A 21,914-nucleotide genomic window follows, 5' to 3' on the forward strand; every position below is an offset into this window, starting at 1 on the left:
GCAGTCAGCAGTCAGCAGTCAGCAGTCAGCAGTCAGCAGTCAGCAGTCAGCAGTCAGCAGTCAGCAGTCAGCAGTCAGCAGTCAGCAGTCAGCAGTCAGCAGTCAGCAGTCAGCAGTCAGCAGTCAGACCTTGACCTTGGCCGTTGGCCACGCACTCGCGTTTGGCTGAAAGCACCTCAAGTAGCGTGCGGGTAGCACATAAGCTGATAACTGATAGCTGAAAGCTGAAAGCTGAAAGCTGAAAGCTGAAAGCTGAAAGCTGAAAGCTGAAAGCTGATAGCTGATAACTGATAACTGATAACTGATAGCAAGCCAAATCGTGATAATCAGGAGTGGGGAATAGTGCCAGCAGCAGATATTTTAGTTATGTCCAATGGCCCAGGAGAGGTGACCACCTGGGTGCGACCAGTGGTTAAGGCATTGCGGGAAACTCTAGGCAATGACCGTTCATTACTCCGGATATCGGTAGTGCTATCTCCTTGCCCTCATGCCACGGGCAAAGAAGATGCGATCGCAAAATCCTACCCAGAAGTAGACCGGGTTCAAGCAGCAGAGGATTTTTTGCCATTCTTGTTGTGGGGCAAGACAGCTCAAAACTGGGACTGGCATCCACAAGGGGTTGTTCTATTCCTAGGGGGAGACCAATTTTTTCCAGTAGTGATTAGTAAGCGCTTAGGGTATCGCAGTGTTGTCTATGCCGAGTGGGATGCTCGTTGGTACCCCTGGATTGACCACTTTGGCGTGATGAAACCTGATATTATCGCTCAAGTGCCTAAGAAATATGCCCACAAATTCACCCTAGTAGGGGATTTAATGGCAGAGATTAGGGGATTACCCCTTACCGGTTCTCAGGTTAATCAGGAGTTACAGGTTACTCAAGGGTTACAGGTTGCAGGTTCTCAGGTTACTCAGGAGTTACAGGTTACTCAGGGGTTACAGGTTACTCAGGGGTTGAAGGTTGCAGGTTCTCAGGTTACAGGTTCAACCCAAGAAGATAACCTTGGCCAAAAGGCCACGCTACGCGAACAACATTCAACCCAACCACCTTGGCCAAAAGGCCACGCTACGCGAACAACCCAAGAAGATAACCTTGGCCAAAAGGCCACGCTACGCGAACAACCTTCAACCAAACAACCTTCAACTAAACAACCTTCAACTAAACAACCTTGGCCAAAAGGCCACGCTTCGCGAACAACCGAAGATAACCTTCAACATTCCACTGAAGTGATCGGACTATTACCGGGGTCAAAACCAGCCAAACTAGCTCAGGGAGTACCTTTATCTTTAGCGATCGCTGAACACATCCATAGGGCTAGACCCCAAACTCGCTTTGTGATTCCGGTTGCTCCTACCATAGATCTAAAAACATTAGCCAAATTTGCCAATCGAGATCACAATCCCATTATTAACAAGACAGGATGGTCAGAGGCACAACTTATATATAAAGTTGATAACGACTCGGTGATTAATCCAGGGTTACAAGTTAAGGGGTTACAGGTTAAGGGGTTACAAGTTAACGGGTTACAGGTTAAGGGGTTACAAGTTAAGGGGTTACAAGTTAAGGGGTTACAAGTTACAGGTTCAAACTCCGATAACCTACCCTACGGCAACGCCAAAGGCGAACAACCAAATACCCTTCAACCAAATACCCTTCAACCAAATACCCTTCAACCAAATACCCTTCAACCAAATACCCTTCAACCAAATACCCTTCAACCAAATACCCTTCAACCAAATACCCTTCAACCAAATACCCCGCCCCCGCAACTATTCCTCAAAACCCCCAGTGGCTTGTGTGTAGAACTCTGGGAGTCCTTTCCTACCTATGAATTGTTATCGCAATGTTGTCTTTGCTTAACCACAGTGGGAGCGAATACCGCTGAGTTGGGGTCTCTGGCCGTGCCAATGATTGTGCTGTTGCCGACGCAACAGTTAGATGCCATGCGGGCTTGGGATGGCTTACCCGGTCTATTGGTCAAGTTACCAGGAGTAGGCTCTAGCGTAGCGAAAGTGATTAACTGGTTGGTGCTAGGGCAAAAGCGTATGTTTGCATGGCCCAATATTTGGGCAAAAAGGGAAATTGTGCCAGAATTGGTAGGAAAGCTTGAGCCGGTTGAGGTTGCCCAACTTGCTCTAGACTATCTGGAGCATCCAGAGAAGTTGTCGGAAATGCGATCGCATCTCAAGAGCGTTCGCGGAAAACCAGGAGCTGCCCAAACCTTAGCTCAACTGGTTAAACAAGAACTTCACAAAGACATGATATAGCTTACCTAAATCAATTCTGATAATTTTTGATTACCTACTCCCGATTCCCTACTCCCGATTCCCGATTCCCGATTCCCTACTCCCGATTCCCTACTCCCCACTTGAGCTTGACTTTCCGAGTTAGATGGGATTACAATACTATTCCGCAATAGTATTTTAATTATGATTGTCGGTACAACACAAGCTGCATCTCTGCTGGGTATATCATCTCAACGACTGCGGATGCTATTAAGTAAAGATCGCATCAAAGGAGCCAAAAAAGTTGGTCGGTTTTGGCAGATTCCATTATATGATGGTGTGCCAGTGGTCACCGAAGGTCGTAGGGGACCAAAAGGTACATGGAATCAGGAGAAGCATGTCGGAGCTACCTATATCCACGTTAATGAGGAAGCGTTAAAGAGCAATCACAAGAACCAGACATCTTTGCCAGTGTTTACTGTTAAACGGGGTGAGCGGACTCATTACTGTCATGAGGTAGAAATAGCAGGAGCCTGCCGACTGGTTTATCGACCATTACAAGCTGAGTCTATGAGTGATTCGGTGTGGCTCCAAGTTGAGCCTAATGTTCTAGTGACTACTAAAGTGTTTACTGGTAGTGAGAACCTCGACGATAAATTAGAGGAGTCTCAAGATAGCCTTGACGCAACAGTTTAATTAGTTAGTTAGATTAAGGCCATTGCTGAATCTTAGAATCAATAGGAGTAGAGTGGGCATCCTGCCCGCCCGAAAACATCCCCGAACGGGCAAGATGCCCATTCCACAAAACTATTAAAATCATTCCATTATTAAGCAAAGCCAAATTAAGAGCTATTTTTCAATAACTCTTGCTACCTATACCTTTAAGGTCAAGCTTGCATTAAAAAGCAACCGCCAAGATTCAACAAACCTGTAATCAAACCACCAATAATCACTCCTTTCATCAATTCCCATCGTCCTAGCAATCTTAGCACAACTAAGACTGGGATAACATAGACTAACTGAGCGATACCAATCATAGACAATATAATAAAATAAAACAGACCATCATAACCTGTAGAAAAGTGTAGATAAATACTTAAACAAATAATACCTATTACTAGATTGATCAAAATAACGACTAAACTGCCGATTACAATAGGATTTGCCTGATTACTGTTGCGCATATCACAAACCTCAAGAATGGTTTAGAGCAAGTCCGGTTAATCATTACTCATTAATAAGTTCTCAAATAGTACCAGGTTTTTGGTAATGGTTAATGGGTATAGCAGTACCCGATTGAGAACGGGTGTATCTCACTTTTGTAAATGTTGTATAGGGTGCGTGATAAGACGGGCTCGCCCTCATTTTCCCGGTCGCCAGTGTTGGGACAGCCCGACTGGGAATGAAACGGGCAAGATGCCCGTTCCACCAAGATGCCCGTTCCACCAAGATGCCCGTTCCACCAAGATGCCCGTTCCACCAAGATGCCCGTTCCACCAAGATGCCCGTTCCACCAAGATGCCCGTTCCACCAAGATGCCCGTTCCACCCACCAGGTCAAACAGCTTTTAGGAGATGCACCCGGCATAAGGGACAAGAGTTTCAGTTTTTTTTTCTGATTTAATAATATGTCGTTTAAATGCGCGACAGCTTAAACACTTCTGCCGTTTACCCTGTCACCGAAACGTATTGTAAGTTTTCTTTTCTCACTCTTAATACTGAATGTTTAACTGAGGCTAGTAAATAGTGGTGTATTAATCAAAAAGTTTAAATGCACCCACTATTAACTCTCTGTGTAATCAGTTTTTCCCTCAGCCTTCTTAGCGTCGCTCTAATTAAACAAAGCTTAAGTCAACAACTTATTGACATCCCCAACGAACGCAGTTCCCATAGTCAACCCACACCCAGAGGGGGTGGGTTAGGTTTTATTATTGCCTTTGCTATTGCCATCATTGCCAGCCAATTTCTTGGTCTTAACCTGATTGATTCCGGACAAAATACGCTTTGGTTCGCCCTCATTCCCTTGGTAATTATTGGCATTATCGACGATTCGCGAGGAGTTCCTGCCAGCGTTCGCTATCTAGTACAATTCTCGGTTGCTACCGTCGTGGTCGCCTCCTGTGGTGCTTTTCCCTTTCCTGGGCTAGCTCACCTAGGTATAGCAGGCGAGCTTATTGCTACTCTACTCACCATCATTGGCATGACCGCCCTGATTAATTTCTATAACTTCATGGACGGTTTAGATGGCTTAGTAGGCGGAGTAACTGCTGTACAGTTAGGATTTTTTGCCCTCTGGTTGAATCAGCCCCTTCTCTGGCTATTGGTAGCAGCTTTAGCAGGATTTCTCTATTGGAACTGGTCACCGGCCAAGATTTTTATGGGGGACGTCGGTAGTACTGTGTTAGGTGCTGTGGTGGCGATAACCCTCCTAAGTCAGAATCATAATCCGACTTCTGCTTGGTCAGCACTGGTATTGACTTTACCTCTAATCGGCGATGGGATCTATACCCTCTGTCGGCGGCTGCTGCGTGGTGAAAATATCTTCAAAGCTCACCGTAGTCATCTGTACCAGAGGCTCCAGCAATCAGGCTGCTCCCATAGTCAAGTGGCGATTACCTATATTTGCATAACTCTTCTGATGGCCTTTAGTATTGATTTCCTAGGAACCATAGGAGCTTGGAGTAGTTTAGCTGCCCTAATTGTGGCGATCGCCTGCGCAGAAACTTACCTACGGACGCGTATGCTGTCGTCTACTTAGGCGTTCCTGAATTGAAGTATGAATTTAGATTGTCTGGTTTTGAGAAAGCCCCCGTTGGTTCCCAGGGCTGTTTCATTCTCAAGAAAATAGAAGATAATCAAAGATAATTACTCTTAAGTGCCAAAAGTCAGGATATAGCTCAGATTATAGCTCATTGTATTGATCCAGCGCGGTAAAACCGCGCTGGATCGCTTTTATACATTGATATTTAGTCTTTTATTCGTAACCATAAGAAGTTTTAAACTCTAAAAATTGACGACAAAATTCGTGAATTTATATCTTGATTTTCCTCTGTGATGACCATATTTATGAGTTTTGTAGCTATGACATGCGCGGGCATTTTAAGTCGGGTTTGAGGAAACCATGCCATCCCCGTATATTGGGAACTTCTTGGTAAAAAATGAAATAGCAGTTTCGGCCAACAAAAAAAAGTAATTGCACCAGTATTACCCTTACTGCGTCCTTATCCAGTTGTCTTGTTAGGAGACCTTGGCCTTTCGGCCACGCTACGCGAACGGTGCGTAATTTCAGAGCGTGAAGCTAGCCAAGTGGCGCGAATTTCTGGGGGATAGACTTGGCATTACGTCAGAGGGGACATGCTTATAGCAATCCTATCTGATTCGTGAAAGAAATGGGCTGCTTTAAGGCAGAAGGCAGAAGGAACCCACCCCTAACTCCTCCCAGGAGGGGAATGGCAGAAGGGACAGGAGTTGGAGCTAGTTTTTAAGAAGTCCAGTGATTTTACAAGCGATGCAGAGGTGCGACCCGTGGCGAATTTAATTCGCCTACGGAAAACGCACCATTACGGTCTTGGGGGTTTCCCCCACTCGCGCTTTGCATCAAGACAATGATTTAGGATTGCTAAGCACCTACACAGAATTAATTGCCTACTCCCAATCTCTGTAACCCTTACCCTGCAAGGCTTTGAGTTTTGTAAAATGTGTAATTAATTTTGTGTACCTGCTTATATCTGATGACGAGCAAATTTATATGGCTCTAAAAAATTTAGTAATTAAACCGGGAATGTTGCGAGTTTATCAAGACATTTATTATACAAATAAAACATAATTTATTAAATTTTAATTTGGCGGCATATTGGAAGCGTAACTATCGAAGCAAGAGTCCTAAATAACCTTGGTATATCCTGAAAAGTATCCAGATTATATCAGGTTCGGATAATTAGTTATAAAAAATCATTACCCTTGAAAGCTTACTTCTTTACTTCTGCCTTCTGCCTTCTGCCTTCTGCCTTCTGCCTTGCTTTCGGCGCTTAGTATAAGTATTCAAACGGACATGATATTAGTCAACTTACTTTATCATTTTAGGCGGCTCGTTGGGGTATTGATACAATGTTCAGATATTACAAAACTGGAGGCGAAAATCGGGTAAACACGATAGTTAATATTCAGGGTTAACTTGGTATTATATTGCTCATTAATATCGCTTATTTTAATTGATATAAGTTTCCTTATAATATTTACAAAAAATGAGAGTGGATGAGTATATTTTTCACCCGAATGAAGAGAAACGTTCTGTGAAAAGGCACAGTGAGTTTTGGATATAATTATATGGATCTATCTGGGTTGAATCGATGGAACTTTGGTCAGACCTAGCTACTGATCTGATGAATCTCAAACCTCATAAACACCTCAATTTTATCAAAGACATGAAAGCTCTATCCCTTATAAAGTCTATAGTGTAGCCATATTTTCACCCCTTAAGAGGGACTATTTGGGTTGGGAAGTGATTAACCGGAGATGAGATTATATCATGTCCGGTGCTTTCGGTAGTCTTCATAGTTTTCTGAAAAATTTTTCTGCAAATAATTTCACCATTTGTTCATTTTAGAGTAATTCACAAACTATTCACAAACTAGTGTTATCTCTTTCTAAATATAGTAGCTATTCATTTTTTTTTACTATCCGGATTTAGAGTTGATACGGTGTATTAATAATCGGGATACTTCATGGTTTAATTCCAAAATTATGATGCTTGTTAATTGAGTTATTAACATTTTTTTATTGTATTATGATGACCACCGAATAATTCTTTTAGTGAAAAAAAATATTTTTATCCTAGATTAGGGATGTTAATCAATGCCATCCACCTATTATCTATAGGGTTCAAGGGGAACGATTCCAACAATACTACTTAGTTGGTGAACACACTATGGTTAACTCTATAAATTCTCAGGACGAGTGAGGACAAAGCTTATGCTTTTAAGGCAGAAGGCAGAAGGCAGAGGGCAGAATTAATAAGGTCTTAAAGGCAATCAGCGCCAATCAAAACTGTACCTCATAGCTATGAGAAACGCTATATATAGCATTTCCAAATAGCTCATAAAACCCAAGACTGATTTATCAGCACACCAAAAAATCCTCGGATCGTCTTGATGCATCCCTCTTTCATACTGATCCGAAGTTCCCTGATCCGAAGTTACCTTGTTCTATCACTTCTATGTTTACATCTCAAATAGAAATGCTATGGGGAATCATCGCCAGAATCAGCACTGCCTCTACTTAAGTGCCAATTGCACTTTTTCCCACAGTATCCCTATCTCGGTCTTACCCCAATCTCCCCCCAATCTGGGTCGAAAATCCCGTTGTTTGGAGGTCGTCGCTACAGATAGGGGCGGATCTAGCTCTAGTCAGCGCTGTCGTGCCACTGGTGGGGCAGAGAATCATTAATCTAGGGTTCCAGTGACCCTAAATCGCACAAGCAATAACCTTCTGAATTCGTTATCTTTATGAAATCCTATATTAACTACCTGCTGATTAAGCTTTATGGTGGCTATAACTCAATCTCCAGACGGCAGAAGCGCCAGTTCCTCGTTGCTCTAGATGCATTTTTATTTTGCCTTGCTATTTATCTAGCTTTTTGGCTCCGCTTCGACGAAACACTTCCCCTCTCAGGAATTGTTCAGTATGCTTGGCTAATTATCCTGTTAATTGTGGTCAAACTTATAGGCTTCCAAGTCTGTGGCATTTATCGTCCTATTCTGCGCTACACAAGCCTAGAGTTTATTACCACAGCACTCCAAGCTGTTTTCTACAGTTCCGGAGTTTTAGTGATCCTCGCTTACTTAAACGGTTCTTGGCCTCTTCCTCCCTCAGTTCTGATTATTGATGCCTTCCTTACTCTATTTCTCCTGATTGGGTTACGACTGCTAATTCGCAGCTCAACTCATAATCTAGCCTATTACGCCCATAGCAATTTACCTCCAGAAGGGCTACTGATCTATGGTGCAGGGGCAGCAGGTTATCAGCTTGCTGCTGCTTTAGCGAATCACCGAACTTACCGACTAATTGCCTTTATCGATGACAACTCTGATTTGCAACACCATGTAGTCATACAGGGACTCAAGGTTTACTCTCCTGCTGAGTTGCCGTTACTTTGGCGACAAAAAGCTTTTGATACGGTAATTTTGGCAATGCCTTCGGTAACAAAAGAAAGAAAACGCTGTATTCTAGAACGCCTACAGAGTCTTTCAATTCCTGTTAAAACCGTACCCTCCTTAAATGAAATGCTCTCTGGTGGAGTTTCTATTGAGAAACTTCGCAAGATTGATATTGCTGACCTCCTCGGACGAGAAGAAGCTGCACCTGATATTGAACTACTAGAAATGCAGGTGACAGGAAAAGTAGTGCTGGTGACTGGTGCAGGAGGCTCCATTGGTTCAGAACTGTGTCGCCAAATTGCTAAGCAGCAGCCCCAGTGTCTAGTACTTTACGAACTCAGTGAATTTGCTCTCTACAATATTGACCTCGAACTAGCAGAAACTTATCCTCAATTGCAGCGCTTTGCTTACCTAGGCAATGTCACCGATAAGGATCATCTCAGTACTGTTTTAAGGGATCATCAAGTCGAGACAGTTTACCATGCAGCAGCCTACAAGCACGTTCCTCTGGTAGAAGTAAATGCAGCGCGAGGCATTGAGAACAACGTTTTAGGAACCTGGACTACGGTCCGCTGTGCCATTGAGTGCGCTGTGAAAAACTTTGTCTTGATTTCCACTGACAAAGCGGTACGTCCTACCAATATTATGGGCGCTAGTAAACGGGTAGCAGAGTTGGTAGTACAGGCATTAGCAGCTCAACCAGGACATTCTACCCGCTTTGCCATTGTCAGATTTGGCAACGTCCTTAATAGTAGTGGTTCGGTTGTGCCTCGCTTCTCCCGACAAATTGCCCAAGGTCAACCCATTACCGTTACCGATCGGGAAATTACTCGCTATTTCATGACCATTCCTGAAGCGGCTCGCTTAGTGATGCAAGCAGGGGCAATGGCAAGTGGAGGAGAGGTATTCTTGCTGGATATGGGAGAACCAATTCGCATTTACGATCTCGCTTTGCAAATGATTCGTTTGAGTGGGCTTATTCCCCAACAGGACATTGAAATCAAAATAACGGGATTGCGACCAGGGGAAAAACTCTATGAGGAGTTGCTGATATCTGGGGATAATGTCAAACCCACGCGACATCATAAAATTTTCTCTGCTCAAGAATATTTTTGGAGTTGGGAGATTTTGCAACCGCAGTTGATAGTTCTCCTTGATAAAGCTCGACTCAATGATCGTGCAGGTATTGTTACTCAACTGTGTAATCTGGTGCCAGAGTACCAGCCTTCTGGTTGTAATGTCCCCATTAATATGATGTGCGCTTGAATACTTACACGAGGCGCGAATCGAAGGCAGAAGCCAGAAGACAGAAGGCGGAAGGAAAGGAGTAAGGTTTAATCGGAGATGGTTTTTTATCACCAACAGGACTTACGCGGTTAAGTTGATTTCGCCCCCCTAGCCCCCCAATTTTGGGGGGAATGATGTCAAAGTCCCCCGCCCCCCTAACCCCCCAATTTTGGGGGGAATGATGTCAAAGTCCCCCGCCCCCCTAGCCCCCCAATTTTGGGGGGAATGATGTCAAAGTCCCCCGCCCCCCTAACCCCCCAATTTTGGGGGGAATTATCGGATGCTTCGCTGTCTTGATGCAAAGCGCGAGTGGGGGAAACCACGGCAAAGCGCGAGTGGGGGAGACCCCCAAGACCGCGCTGCCTCCCCAAGACCGCGCTGCATCGCTTTTGACAGATGGGGACCAACGGGGGCAAATGCGCAAAAATATCCCCTATCTAGCTATCTTCCCATCTCCCCATCTCCCCACACCTCCCACCCTGCCCACCCTCCCCACCCTCTCCTTAATTATGGGTATTCAACCAGACTTGATATTAATCCTTGCTCCAGGGTATAGGGTGGTTGCCAGTTGAGAGTCTGACAAAGTTTGCTACTATCAACCCATAGGGAACCATCCAATCGAGAAATCATTGAACTATTGAGGATGAAAGTTCGCCTGGTGATTAGTTCTACAGTATCTCCCAAATTACCGGCTAGCCTCAATAAGCTCAGGGGAATTGGCAAGATATGACACGGGAGTTCTAGACATTGAGCAATTTGTCTGATCAGTTGCGTTGTTGAGAGGTCTTCGCCGTCGCTGATCAGAAAAGTTTGGTTTTTAGCTTGGGGATGGGTGATAATAGTGGCGATCGCATCTACTAAGTTACCTACAAAAACCAAACTACGGCGATTATTTAAAGAGCCAAAGGGTAGGGGTAATTTTTTCTGTACTAATTTAATTAAACGTTCCATGTTGCCTGGATTTCCCTGACCATAAACTAGGGTAGGACGCAAAATAGTCCAACTCATCTTGTTGCTTGAGCTTGCTAACTCAATTAAAGCCTGTTCTGCTTTCAATTTGCTGCATCCATAGGGAGTATCAGGTTGGCAAGGAGAATTTTCGGTGAGAATCTGATCACTTAAGGTGGCCATAGCACCAATAGAGCTAATGAAGATAAAATGCTGTACACCAGCTTTAATGGCATGTTTAACTAGCTGAGTAGTACCTAAGGTATTCACTTCCAGAAATTCTGCTTCCGGATTCGGTGCGTCGTCCTGTAAGATGTGAGCCCTTGCGGCTAGGTGAATTACGGTGTCGATGCCTTCAAGAGCCTTACTCCAATCAGTATGACGATTGATATCACCTACAGCAATGGTTTTGAGGGAGATGTCTGGGGGATGGAAAAATTGGTTACGCACTGCTGCGGTGATTTGCCAACCTCGCTGATGGAGAATAGGCAAAAGATGACTAGCAATGAAGCCAGTTGCGCCAGTAACAAGAATATGTTTCATAATCGCTATGTGCTAAGTTAGAAGTGATTCAGTGATGGCTTTCAACTATCGGTACTACTAACTACACTAAAAGCTATTAGAGTCCGAATTGGATGGCTAGTTATTAAGGAGGATTATGAGTATAAACAATAGGCTATTAAAGGATTTTATGAGCTTTCCAATTGCCAAAATTAGACTCAATAATTTGTGGCTTTTTTTGCTGCCTATGGGACTGTTTTTTATTAGTATCATTCCCTTCCGTTTAGCCATTGCACGCCATCAAGCACCAGAACCCCAGGCTATTTTGGTTCTTGGTGGTAATAAAGATCGCTTCAAATTCACTGCCCAGTTTTCCCAGTCCCATCCTGAATTAGATATTTGGGTTTCTGACTACCCCAGTAATTTTGAGCATAACAGGCAGATTTTCCGAAAAGTAGGAATCTCAGACCAGCGAATTCACTATGATTTTTGTCCCACGGATACGGTGACAAATTTTACTTGCACAGTTAACTATTTTTATCGGCAGGATATTCAACATATCTACCTAGTAACCTCGGATTATCATATGGTAAGGTCTCGGGCAATAGCAACTTTTGTTTTGGGTAGTCGGGGGATTACTTTTACTCCTGTTTCTGTCCCCTCAAAAGGCTATCCAAAAGAGTCAAAAATACGAGTTATTCGAGACTGTATTCGTTCTCTCCTCTGGATTGTGACTGGAAAGAGTGGGGCAAGTTTGAATCCAGATCTTAAATCATGAGGGTTTCTGATTTAATAATTGCTGGTAAATCTGCTCAATCTGTTGCACCATTTGAGCCACATCAAAAAGCTTTCTAGTTAGCTGTTGGGCATTGTGACCAAGACGTTCCCGTTCCTGGGGATTTTGGAGTAGGTAAACTAGATGATGAGCTAATTTGGCAACATCTTTAGCCGGAAATAGTAAACCCGTTTCGCCATGATGGACAGTTTCAGGAATACCATAGATATTAGGAACAACAACAGGTTTACCTAATAGCATAGCTTCAGTCATGGCTCTACCTAAACCTTCCCAGAGGGAGGAAAGGGCAAAAATATCAGCTATTTTCAGAATTTCCGGTACATCTTCCCTGGAACCCAAGAATTTAACCTGATTTTCAATACCAAGTTGTTGAGTTTGAGTTTGTAAACGGGGTTGCAATTCTCCTTCACCAACTAGTAGTAACAGAGTTTCGGGGGAGTGTTTGAGAACTTGAGCAAAAGCTTCAATTAAGTAATAGGGTGCTTTTTGTTCATCTAAACGCCCCACCATCACAATAACTTGCCAACCATCGGGAATTTCTAGTTGCTGTCGAAGTTGTGGGAGATGACAAGGACGGTCTAATTTACTAAAGTCAATTCCACTGTAGACCGTTTGGGATTTTTCTTGACTCAGGATCCCCAGTTGGATAGCTTGTTTACGGTTAAGTTCACTAACGGTAAGAAAAAAATCTGTACAGGGGCGCATACTACGCTCTAGATTAATATAGAGTTGGCGTTTCCAACTAGGCATAAAGTCATGGAAAGCAAAGCCATGGATAGTGTGGACAACCACAGGAACTTTAGTAATGCGAGCAGCTACACGACCAAGAATTCCTGCTTTTGAGCTGTGGGTGTGCACAACATCAAATTTTTCTCTACGCAGTAATTGAACTATTTCTGTTAGAGCTTTAAGGTCATAGATAGGGTTAATCGGGTTAACTAGGTGGGGTATGGGGTGGAAGGTATCCGCACTTTGTTGAGCACGATTCAACCATTGTCCTTCTGGATTTGAGGCTAAGTGAACCTCAAATTGATTACGATCATGTTTTTCCACTGTCAGGAGGGTGTTGTCTTGCGCCCCTCCGACAGCTAAACGGGTGATGAGATGGAGAATTTTAGATTTATTTTTGAGATAGGTAGTCACTAGGTTTCACATTATTATCTACTGTTTTACTTTTGATAAACTTGCTCAAGGCAGTAATTTGTTTTGAACAATTTTTTCTAAATAAGGTTTAGCAAAGAGTTGATAGTAGCCTTTCAAATAAATTTTGTTAGTATCGTTAATTCGTTTATTATTGCGAGTAATATGTTTGAAGATATAGCGAGCAGCAAACCAATTAGCAGTTTTTCTCAAATCCTTGGATTTTTGCTGATAACAGTAACCATCTAAAAATGCATTAGCTAAGCTCTTTGGTACAGTCTTAATTCCAAATTTAGCTGTTCCCCAATAAGCTAATTCCAGCGAAGCCAAAAATCTGCCTACATCTTGTAAATGAGGTACTATCTCATGAGTTGTATTTAAATCTAGCAAATAAACATCATTTTTATTGATTAAAACATCACGAATGTCAAAATTGTTAAGCCCAATTCCAAATGATATGTTTTGGGGAGTATATGAGCCTTGCAGGATTTCTTTGTATTCAATATCTATCTGCTCTAACAAAGAGTCTGCTTGGCTTACAAATGTATATTCATATCCTTGTTTTTGATGGAATTCATATAACCATGATCCGATGGAAAATAACGTTGTTTCAATGTTTTGATAATGGAGATTTTTATAAAGCTGAAAACTGATTATTTCTTTGGTGACAATAGCATTGAATTTTGACAAATAAGTGATGGGTTCAATGGTATTTATATTTGTCAAAAAATTTAAATTTTTATTAATCCATAAAAGGGAATTATACTCATGTAATCCCTTAGATATTGAATCGTGATTTTTGATTGCTTTACTAAGACTTGATGTCTTATAATTTATAATTTTAACATAAACATTTTGTTTTTTGCTGATTTCAAAAAGCAATATAAAAGAATTATGACGAATTTCAATGTTTATTAGTCTCGTCAAATTAACACTCTCTAAACTGAATAACTTATTTAATTCGACAGTAATATCATTAATCAGTGTTTTATTGGTTTTATTAAACATAAACAAGTAAGTTTTTATCTGTTTAATAAATGTCATCACAAAACTAAGCATTTCAGTATTTATAAATTTTATAGATTTTTTTGTTTATGATTTAATAACTGGTAATATAATTCTAACCACTTTATTAATCCCTGATCAAAACTATGATTTTCTGCGATATAATACCGACTTAGCTGACCCATTTTCTGACGTTCAAATAAAGGTAATTCCATCAGATTTTGCATGGCTTTAGCTAAAGCTTCAAAGTTTTGAGGTGGTACGATAATTCCCGTTTTACCATCTAATATCACTTCCCGATTACCCCCAACATCAGTAGCTACCATAGGTAAACCAGAAGCAGATGCTTCTAAAAGTACTACTGGCATTCCTTCCCAAGCTGAGGACATCAAATAAGCATCGGCAGCACTCATCAAAGCTGGTATATCCCGGCGTACCCCTAAAAATCTTACTTGGGATTCAATGCCCAACTTTTCCGCCAAAGTTTCTTCCTTAGAACCTAAAAAACCATCTCCAGCAATCAGTAGAATTGCATTTTTATATCTTTGAGCAATTTGAGCAAAGGCTTTGAGCATATTGGGATAATCTTTTTGCTCATGGTTACGCCCTGCTGCTAACCAAACAAATTCATCTCCTAGATTTAATTCCTGGCGAATTTTGCTGCGTACTTCAGGGTGATGTTGAAATTTTTCACTGTCCACAACATTGGGTATAAATTTAATTTTATGTTTGGGTACTACCCCCACTTTGATGTAGCGTTCCAAACCGGCTTGACTCACCTGAGTGGTTAAATCACACCAAGGATCTGTGCAACGGTAGGCAACTTCTCGCCAACGTCCCCCCTCTTTAAGATTATGAGCTGTAGCCACCAAAACCTGTATGGGAGTAAAAATCCTGGCGATCCTAGCCATCAGATTAGCGTGGAACATATGACTGTGTACAATTTGCGGTTGCCATTGGCGTAAGAGATTAATTAACTCTAGTAATGCCCTGGGTTCTGGTACACCCCGTTTCATGTTTAAACTATGGACAGATAATCCTTGGGCTTGGGCTTCTAAACCCATTTGACCTATGGGAATTAGAGAAAGAATCCTTACTTGGTGACCTTTAGCTACTAAAGCATGGGCAAGATACATAACTTGTTGTTCTGCTCCCCCTACTCCTAAACCAGTGGAAAGAAGGACTATACTCAATTTATCTGTGGCATTACTCATTATCTGTGCTTAAATTCAATAGTTTTAAGTATTCAGTAGTACTCTTTTCTTGGGAGAATTCTTCTTTAGCTCTAGATTGCAACACTTCCGGGGCAATGGGATTATTCAAAGTAGCTACCATTGCTTGGGCTAAACCCTCCACATCCCCCACTGGAACTAAATTGCCGTATTTACCCCCTGCTAAGATTTCCTCTGGGCCACTTTTGCAGTTAGTTGCTACTACAGGGGTTCCCACAGCCATAGCTTCAATTAACACCGTGGGTAAACCTTCTCGATTAGAAGACAGAACAAATAAGGCTGCTTGAGCCATGTAAGCAAAAGGATTATTAACAAATCCTGGTAAACTTACCTGATCTTCTAAGCCCAATTCCTTGACTAAGGCTTCTAATTTAGGGCGTTCTTCCCCTTCCCCTAAAATCATTAATCGAGCGGAACAGTTTTGTTGAGCGATGGCAAAGGCTTTAATTAAGGTAGGGAAGTCTTTTTGCTTGGTGAGTCTACCTACTCCTAAAATTACGGGAGGCTCTCTGGGAGAAAACCAGGGATGGTCTATGGTAGCTTGAGCTTTGAGCAGTAAATTAGGGGTAACTACTGGATTATAAATAACTTTGATGTGCTTGCGGGGTAAATTAACTGTAGTTGTTAGGTTATCTGCCACACCTCCCGATACCGCTACAATGGAGTCTGCCCAAGGGTAACAGTGATGGATTAAGCCGTGAATTAAGGGGTTTTTCCATGGGGATTGATTGCCCTCAGAAGAGAGAGTGTTACGCACAGTAACAATGATGCGGGTGGGTACTCCAGCAATAAATTTACCCCACAAGCCAACTAAGTTAACATAATCCATAGCGCAGATGAGGTAAGCAGGTTTTTCCTGTTTCAGGTATCGCACTAGCTTAGGTAGGCTCAACAGCACCCGTTTGGCTTCAAGGTGAACTAGATTAACTTGGGGAGATATCTCCGAAAAATAAGCACCATCTTTTTGCGCCAGAACTAAATCTACCTTTAAACCTTGTTCCGCAAGACCATTGGCGAGTCTGAGCATATTGCGTTCTGCACCACCACCCCGGAGGGAAGCTAGGAAAATGGCTATTGTTTGAGTTGACATAACGCTTCTCATTTTACTTTGCCTTTTTTGTTAATAACTGCTAATAAAGCACAGGACATAAGAACAGGACGATAATATAAAATTCGATGATTAAAAAGGCACCACACCAAAATAAATACGGCAAAACTCCAGATTAAATATTTTTTGTTAGTACGGGTATTTTTATTAAGGGTATAGATTAGAGAAGGAATAATAAAAATACCAATAATGCCATGCTCTGCTAGTAAAGATAAATACATATTATGGCTATTTAATTCCAATTCCCATTCTTCCGTAGCTCCAATTCCATTTCCTAACAATGGTTTTTCTGAAAAATAGTCCCAGGCATACTTAGCTAGCTGGAACCTTTCTTGAGCAGCGTTATCTTCAGTAGATCCAGTAGTAAAAATTTCAATTCTTTTTTGAGCTTTTCCATGTAAAAATTCTAAATTATTAACTTGATAATTATTATCTAAAAAAAACGTTATTTGATTTCCGATTACAACAAGTAATACTCCTATAAATAGAAATGCTTTTACCAATTTATATTGTGGAATTACGTTAAATATAATCAGAGTAATAACACTAATAAGCCAACCAAGTATTCCTCCTCTGGAAAATGTAGAAAAAACCCCCAAACCAACTAAAATAACAAATAGTATACGATATTTAGGCTTGAAAAGATCGACAGTAAAAAGCATTCCTAGGGTTAATGTCCCTGCACTATCATTAGGATCTAGGTAAAAACCTGCGGAGCGTCCCACATCATCCCAGTAAAATGCTTCTGGGTAAAATATTTCATAAATATTATTAGCAATTCCTAGTAAAACAGCAAATAATATAGTCCAAATAGCACAAGCTTGTACTAAACTAGTTTGGGATAAAATTACTAGCATAATTAGCACAAAAATCATAGAGAGAACTCTAGTTTCAAGGGCTTGAAAAGCAATGCTAGATTGAGATGAAAAAAAGAAAGATCCAATTGAAATAACTAAAAAAACTCCACACCAGATGATTAAATAAGTAGACTTATAATTGATTTTTATTTTTAAGATTAACAAAAACAAGGTTGCTAAACAAAATACAGCAATAAACCAAAGAGGAATAATATTGACAATATCAGCATTGTGCAAATAGTTATCTATACCTGTAAAAAATATCGCAAATGACGCTACTGACAATAAAATATTATAGTACAGTAAAGCATTTTTTTTTTGCATAAACTTCATAAGTTTGCATCAATAATATATTTATAAAATTGTAAAAACTATCTTAAATTTAGTGATAATTGTAATATAAAAACGAGAAGATATTGCTCCATCAAGAGTGTCAGTTTTATCTCTATGCCACTTGATTACAGATCCTGGTTCTAGAAACATTAATCTGAATCGACGCTTAGAGCCAGGAAGTTTGGTCAAAATCTCTTTAATATATGGGCACATTCCCATAGCGGGTGTTTATAAAAAAGGCTTCCCAGTAATAAGTTTATCAGTATAAACATCTCCCCCAGAGGTTATTAAACCTATAGCTTTCCATCCTCCATCGTGGTGATCATGTCTAGAATGTTACTCTCCTCCAAATTCTTTGATTAGATTATAGTAATCTGTTAAAAGTATTGATTGGGAGAAGTGAAGCGGTAATTCACACTGAAGCGAAAGATTACTAAGTGCTGTCAATATTTAAAATATTTGCATATATAAAAAGCTCCAAATCCTGTTTAAATTTCTGAAATTGTGTATCGGTACTTACCAGAAGCACTTGGGTAAATTTGATCAACAAATTCAAAACTAATTTGGCATTCTTCTCCTATCGCTATTTGGCAATGATTAACTATTTCATCTAATTCTTTTTGCTCTGGCTGATAATCTTGATTTCCTTTCATGATTCTTATCACTAGTTTTGAATAATCCTTTTGAACAACTTGGAAGTTATAAATCCAGTCTTTAAAATAAAGAAGATAAGTAAAATATGATCCATATACTAGACTGCCGTCTTTACGCTTAAACATATCCGTAATTCTACCTGAAACTTCCTTGAATATCTGCCGTGAGGGTTCGTTAACTAACAAAGTGCCACTGTCACCAATTTTGTACCGTATTAATGGCATAGCATAGTTAGTTAAATTAGTAACCAAGATGTTTCCTTCAACACCGGTTGGCAAGAGATTATTATTATCATCTACAATTTCAATATAACTGCCCCAAGGTGCAGCCCATAGACCTTCTTTACCAGGTAGTTCACAAGCAATATCACCCACTTCTCTAGAGCCATAACGATTGAAAACTTGGCATTGAAATACAGACTCAATCTTTTCGCGCATCCAAGGATAAAGTGTGCCGGAAGTGGTTATAATAGCTTTTTGAGGAACAATGGTTATTTGCTCCTGTTCAGCAAATTGTGCCAATTCATATATTGCCTGAACGTAGGCAATAATTATCTTAGGAGGTTTGTTATTTAGCTTGTGAATAAACCCCGCCATTTTTTCAGGAGTCATCAAGAAAGCATTCATATAGGTCGTATTTCTAAGAAAGCTTGATAACTTAGCTTTAATACCTTTGTTTGATAATAAATCTGTTCGTGAGCCCCATAAAATTGCTTGTGGATCACCAAATTTTCTACCTGAAACCAAATAAGAATAAAGCGACTTAATCGCCATCGAACGGTTGAAATATGCCCGGTCTTGAATAAGCCTTATTGGTTCTCCGGTTGAGCCACTTGATTGATTAAAATACCACTGTCGTTGTTTTAAATCCGTAGATTTTATTTGTTCAAAGTTTTGGCGAATTAAATCTTTGGTTAAAACTGGCAAGTTTTGAAGATATACTTCTGGATTTTGTTCAAGAAGTTTATAATTGCCAATTTGAGCCATTATTTGAGTATAATAGGGGACATTTTTTTGGCAATGGTTAAGAATTTTTATCAAGTTTGTTTGAGTTGTTTCAGGGTGTATTCCTGAAGTAATTTCTTGACTAAGCTTGTCAAAAATAGCAGAGTATCCTCTACCTTGTAGAGAAGAATAGTGTGAATAAAGCCATCCTCTAAAATTCATTATTTACTCACATTTTCAAAAAGTTTTTCCCAATCTTGCAAAATTTTTTCTAAAGCAAAGCGTTTATTGACTTCTGTCGCACGGCTAGCTAAACGTTGACGTTCTTCTGAGTTAGACATCAAATTTTCCATGGCAGTAGCTAAAGCTTCTGAGTCTTCATTGGGAACTAAGACACCATCTACGTTGTGACGAATAATTTCTTTTGGTCCTGTAGGACAATCCGTAGCAATGACTGGTAATCCACAAGCTAAGGCTTCGCAATGTACCATAGGAAACCCCTCCCAGCGAGAAGCCATAACAAATAATTCAGACTTTTTTAAGACAGGAAAAGGATTACTTAAACGACCTACTAAAACAACCTGAGCAGATAAATTTAGTTTATTAATTAGAGCTAATAACTCAGATTTTAAATGTCCTTCCCCTATGATTAGTATTTGCCAATCGGGATATTTATGGGCAATTTTTGAAAATGCGCTGATTAGAATATCGAAACCTTTTTGTTTTGTTAGCCTCCCCATACTTGTGATCCAATTTTTGTGGGAATCTATACCTAGATTATGTAAGACATGGTCTTCAATCAGATCATTCTCTGGTATTTTCACTATTGGGTTATATATCACTACTCTTTTATTTGGATTTAGCCATTGGAATGACTGATCTAATTCTTTACTTACACTCACTAATTTATTAGCGTATTTATAAACTAATTTTCTAAGACTGTACTTTTTGCGTTTATCAGATTTTTCTCTGCCGTAAGAATGTTCAGTAATAATTGTCGGCAGATTAGTTTTTAATAAAGATAATATAGTTAATATATTTGTATTTACTAAATGGGAAATAACTACATCAGGATTAGTAGATTTAATAGCTTTTCTTAAAACTAAACATCTGTGTAAGTTATTTCGTAAAGCTTGAATAGCATTGTGTGAAGCACCCGCAATATTCAGAGCTAATCGAGAGACCTTAGGTGAAAGTTTATAAAAATCACGTTCTTTACCAGCTATCGTGATAAGTGTTACCTGATGACCTTTTTCTACAAATCCTTCAGCAAGCAAAACCGAAACACGTTCTGCACCACCACAAGAAAGAGATGAAATCACTAACGTTATTTTCATATTTTTTGTTGGTAATTTTTGTTAAGTTTTTTATTTATAAATGTAATGTGCATCAAAAAACAAATCAAATAAATTAGGCTAGTAGATAAAGCAATTCCAGCAATTCCAATCCATTGTATAAATAAAAAGTTGCAGACAATATTTACCAGTAAATTAAATGCACAAGTCCAAGTAAATACATAATTCATCCTCATTGAAGTAATTAGTCTAACCACTAAAATGTTGCCAATATAAAAAGGAAGTTGTAAGGCATACAAAGCTTGAATATGAGCCACTAAATATGTGTCATCTGCTGTAAATGATCCCCTTTGCAAGAGAATCCTAACTATAGGAATGGAACAAATTAAGAGAATAATGGTTAAGGGAATAGTTGTGATGAATATTAGCTTCAGATATTTTTTTAGCGTATGTTTTACCCCTTGCCAATCTTCCCTGGCGATCATCTTAGAAAAGTAAGGAGTAACGGCTGTCCCTAATCCTATGGCGACAAGACTAAGGGGCAAAGCTGTCAATTTATAGCCATAGCTCAGGGCTGCGACGCTTCCCGGTGCTAACATGGCTGCCATTGATTGGTCTACTAATTTAGTACTTCCTATGAGGAATGCAGCAGCAGCAGAGGCTCCATAGAGCCGAAAGACTTCTTTAAGCTTAGAGTCAAGCTTATATAGTTTTGGTATTAAGCTAATGCCTTTTCGCCTCAGTGATATACCTAGGAAAATAATTTGTATTAAAGTTCCTCCTAGTAGTGCTATAACTAAGGCAAAGACTCCCCAAGATGAAAATTTTACAAGTAAGATAATGCTTAAGGCAGGGATGGCAATGGGCAAAATAGCAGCCAAGGCAAAACGTTCTCCAGAATTTAAAACAGCCTGGCAAATCGTAACAATTCCCTTAATTAAAATTAGAGGAGAAACTGCTAAGAGTAGCTGAAAAGTAAACTCGATTTTGCCTGAGTCGAAACCTGGTGCAATTTTAGGTAAATAGAAGGGAGCAAAAGCTACCATGAGGATGGTAACCAAGATTAACAATCCAATTACATAAGACATTGCTCCAGAAAGAAGTTTCTGAGCCTGTTGTTGTCCTTGTTGCTCTCTTTCCCGTATATAAGTAGGAATAAAAGCAGGTTTAAAAGAACCAGCAACTACATTACCAATAAACTGAGGAAATAGTAAGGCAATCACTAATGCATCCACTTCATTGCTGGTGCCAAAACTCCAAGCAACCACAAATTCTTTGCCCACAGATACTATTTTTACCAGTACAGTCATGGCAGTTACTTTAGCAGCAGCACCAAAAATTTGGCGATTATTAGAGCCACTGGAAATATTTTTCCAGAACTTAAATGCATTATGTAATGGCTGTTTTTTCACTGTAAATATTTAATCTATAGCAAAG

At 40.2% G+C, this 21,914-nt stretch carries 18 protein-coding genes; 7 read left to right on the forward strand and 11 right to left on the reverse strand.

Translation table 11 applies throughout. The features are described 5' to 3' along the window. The 4 genes from F6K64_RS31895 to F6K64_RS31910 form a co-directional block, all read left to right on the forward strand. Window positions 1-195, forward strand: a 195-nt coding sequence (locus F6K64_RS31895; RefSeq protein ID WP_287267480.1) for a hypothetical protein, incomplete at its 5' end; no start/stop codon positions are given. Between the two features lie 171 nt (window positions 196-366). Continuing rightward, the gene (locus F6K64_RS39225; RefSeq protein ID WP_287263466.1) at window positions 367-2,265 is read left to right on the forward strand and encodes a glycosyltransferase family protein; all 1,899 of its coding nucleotides are present in this window, start codon (window positions 367-369) and stop codon (window positions 2,263-2,265) included. Between the two features lie 26 nt (window positions 2,266-2,291). Then, window positions 2,292-2,417: a hypothetical protein gene (locus F6K64_RS31905; RefSeq protein ID WP_267872044.1), complete on the forward strand. Its 126-nt coding sequence runs from the start codon at window positions 2,292-2,294 to the stop codon at window positions 2,415-2,417. Between the two features lie 10 nt (window positions 2,418-2,427). Continuing rightward, entirely contained in the window at window positions 2,428-2,919 is a 492-nt protein-coding gene (locus F6K64_RS31910) for a hypothetical protein (RefSeq protein WP_008184995.1), read from the forward strand. 191 nt (window positions 2,920-3,110) lie between these two features. On the opposite strand, the gene F6K64_RS31915 is transcribed toward F6K64_RS31910, so the two are convergent. Continuing rightward, window positions 3,111-3,407 (reverse strand): hypothetical protein, encoded by a 297-nt coding sequence (locus F6K64_RS31915; RefSeq protein WP_008184993.1) that lies wholly within the window; start codon window positions 3,405-3,407, stop codon window positions 3,111-3,113. Window positions 3,408-3,468: 61 nt separating this feature from the next. Continuing rightward, window positions 3,469-3,783, reverse strand: a complete 315-nt coding sequence (locus F6K64_RS31920; protein WP_287267481.1) for a hypothetical protein — start codon at window positions 3,781-3,783, stop codon at window positions 3,469-3,471. Window positions 3,784-3,993: 210 nt separating this feature from the next. Here F6K64_RS31920 and F6K64_RS31925 point away from each other — a divergent pair, with 210 nt between their 5' ends. Further along, the gene (locus F6K64_RS31925) at window positions 3,994-4,980 is read left to right on the forward strand and encodes an MraY family glycosyltransferase (RefSeq protein WP_287267483.1); all 987 of its coding nucleotides are present in this window, start codon (window positions 3,994-3,996) and stop codon (window positions 4,978-4,980) included. A 2,746-nt stretch (window positions 4,981-7,726) separates the two neighbouring features. After that, complete coding sequence (locus F6K64_RS31930; RefSeq protein ID WP_287267484.1) at window positions 7,727-9,643, forward strand: polysaccharide biosynthesis protein; 1,917 nt, start codon at window positions 7,727-7,729, stop codon at window positions 9,641-9,643. A 528-nt stretch (window positions 9,644-10,171) separates the two neighbouring features. Here the strand turns inward: F6K64_RS31930 and F6K64_RS31935 are convergent. After that, window positions 10,172-11,155, reverse strand: coding sequence for an NAD-dependent epimerase/dehydratase family protein (locus F6K64_RS31935; RefSeq protein ID WP_287267486.1), 984 nt, complete (start codon window positions 11,153-11,155; stop codon window positions 10,172-10,174). Window positions 11,156-11,303: 148 nt separating this feature from the next. Between F6K64_RS31935 and F6K64_RS31940 the strand changes: the two genes are divergently transcribed. Further along, the gene (locus F6K64_RS31940) at window positions 11,304-11,891 is read left to right on the forward strand and encodes a YdcF family protein (RefSeq protein ID WP_287267487.1); all 588 of its coding nucleotides are present in this window, start codon (window positions 11,304-11,306) and stop codon (window positions 11,889-11,891) included. On the opposite strand, the gene F6K64_RS31945 is transcribed toward F6K64_RS31940, so the two are convergent. The 8 genes from F6K64_RS31945 to murJ form a co-directional block, all read right to left on the reverse strand. Next, window positions 11,886-13,052 (reverse strand): glycosyltransferase family 4 protein, encoded by a 1,167-nt coding sequence (locus tag F6K64_RS31945; RefSeq protein WP_287267489.1) that lies wholly within the window; start codon window positions 13,050-13,052, stop codon window positions 11,886-11,888. The genes F6K64_RS31940 and F6K64_RS31945 overlap by 6 nt on opposite strands. Window positions 13,053-13,097: 45 nt before the next feature. Then, entirely contained in the window at window positions 13,098-14,057 is a 960-nt protein-coding gene (locus F6K64_RS31950) for a hypothetical protein (RefSeq protein ID WP_287267491.1), read from the reverse strand. A 68-nt stretch (window positions 14,058-14,125) separates the two neighbouring features. Then, window positions 14,126-15,268: a glycosyltransferase gene (locus tag F6K64_RS31955; RefSeq protein WP_287267493.1), complete on the reverse strand. Its 1,143-nt coding sequence runs from the start codon at window positions 15,266-15,268 to the stop codon at window positions 14,126-14,128. Next, window positions 15,261-16,376: a glycosyltransferase gene (locus F6K64_RS31960; RefSeq protein WP_287250623.1), complete on the reverse strand. Its 1,116-nt coding sequence runs from the start codon at window positions 16,374-16,376 to the stop codon at window positions 15,261-15,263. Before F6K64_RS31960 ends, F6K64_RS31955 begins: the two co-directional genes overlap by 8 nt. Window positions 16,377-16,384: 8 nt before the next feature. Beyond that, window positions 16,385-17,575, reverse strand: a complete 1,191-nt coding sequence (locus F6K64_RS31965) for an O-antigen ligase family protein (RefSeq protein WP_287250621.1) — start codon at window positions 17,573-17,575, stop codon at window positions 16,385-16,387. Window positions 17,576-18,072: 497 nt separating this feature from the next. Beyond that, entirely contained in the window at window positions 18,073-19,404 is a 1,332-nt protein-coding gene (locus F6K64_RS31970) for a phenylacetate--CoA ligase family protein (RefSeq protein WP_287267494.1), read from the reverse strand. Then, window positions 19,404-20,519, reverse strand: a complete 1,116-nt coding sequence (locus F6K64_RS31975; protein WP_287267496.1) for a glycosyltransferase family 4 protein — start codon at window positions 20,517-20,519, stop codon at window positions 19,404-19,406. Before F6K64_RS31975 ends, F6K64_RS31970 begins: the two co-directional genes overlap by 1 nt. Further along, window positions 20,516-21,889, reverse strand: a complete 1,374-nt coding sequence (gene murJ, locus F6K64_RS31980) for a murein biosynthesis integral membrane protein MurJ (protein ID WP_287250616.1) — start codon at window positions 21,887-21,889, stop codon at window positions 20,516-20,518. The genes F6K64_RS31975 and murJ overlap by 4 nt, the downstream gene beginning before the upstream one ends. Window positions 21,890-21,914 lie beyond the last annotated feature (25 nt).

Source organism: Moorena sp. SIO3A2, from assembly GCF_010672265.1.
In the GTDB taxonomy this organism is placed as follows: Bacteria; Cyanobacteriota; Cyanobacteriia; order Cyanobacteriales; family Coleofasciculaceae; genus Moorena; species Moorena producens.

Excerpts from the sequence above, each read along its gene's own strand:
- F6K64_RS31950 (WP_287267491.1), bottom strand. The coding sequence starts at position 14,057 with ATGTTTAATAAAACCAATAAAACACTGATTAATGATATTACTGTCGAA.
- F6K64_RS39225 (WP_287263466.1), top strand. The coding sequence starts at position 367 with ATGTCCAATGGCCCAGGAGAGGTGACCACCTGGGTGCGACCAGTGGTT.
- F6K64_RS31935 (WP_287267486.1), bottom strand. The coding sequence starts at position 11,155 with ATGAAACATATTCTTGTTACTGGCGCAACTGGCTTCATTGCTAGTCAT.
- F6K64_RS31915 (WP_008184993.1), bottom strand. The coding sequence starts at position 3,407 with ATGCGCAACAGTAATCAGGCAAATCCTATTGTAATCGGCAGTTTAGTC.
- F6K64_RS31965 (WP_287250621.1), bottom strand. The coding sequence starts at position 17,575 with ATGCAAAAAAAAAATGCTTTACTGTACTATAATATTTTATTGTCAGTA.
- F6K64_RS31930 (WP_287267484.1), top strand. The coding sequence starts at position 7,727 with ATGAAATCCTATATTAACTACCTGCTGATTAAGCTTTATGGTGGCTAT.
- F6K64_RS31910 (WP_008184995.1), top strand. The coding sequence starts at position 2,428 with ATGATTGTCGGTACAACACAAGCTGCATCTCTGCTGGGTATATCATCT.
- F6K64_RS31960 (WP_287250623.1), bottom strand. The coding sequence starts at position 16,376 with ATGTCAACTCAAACAATAGCCATTTTCCTAGCTTCCCTCCGGGGTGGT.
- F6K64_RS31925 (WP_287267483.1), top strand. The coding sequence starts at position 3,994 with ATGCACCCACTATTAACTCTCTGTGTAATCAGTTTTTCCCTCAGCCTT.
- F6K64_RS31940 (WP_287267487.1), top strand. The coding sequence starts at position 11,304 with ATGAGCTTTCCAATTGCCAAAATTAGACTCAATAATTTGTGGCTTTTT.
- F6K64_RS31955 (WP_287267493.1), bottom strand. The coding sequence starts at position 15,268 with ATGAGTAATGCCACAGATAAATTGAGTATAGTCCTTCTTTCCACTGGT.
- F6K64_RS31970 (WP_287267494.1), bottom strand. The coding sequence starts at position 19,404 with ATGAATTTTAGAGGATGGCTTTATTCACACTATTCTTCTCTACAAGGT.
- F6K64_RS31975 (WP_287267496.1), bottom strand. The coding sequence starts at position 20,519 with ATGAAAATAACGTTAGTGATTTCATCTCTTTCTTGTGGTGGTGCAGAA.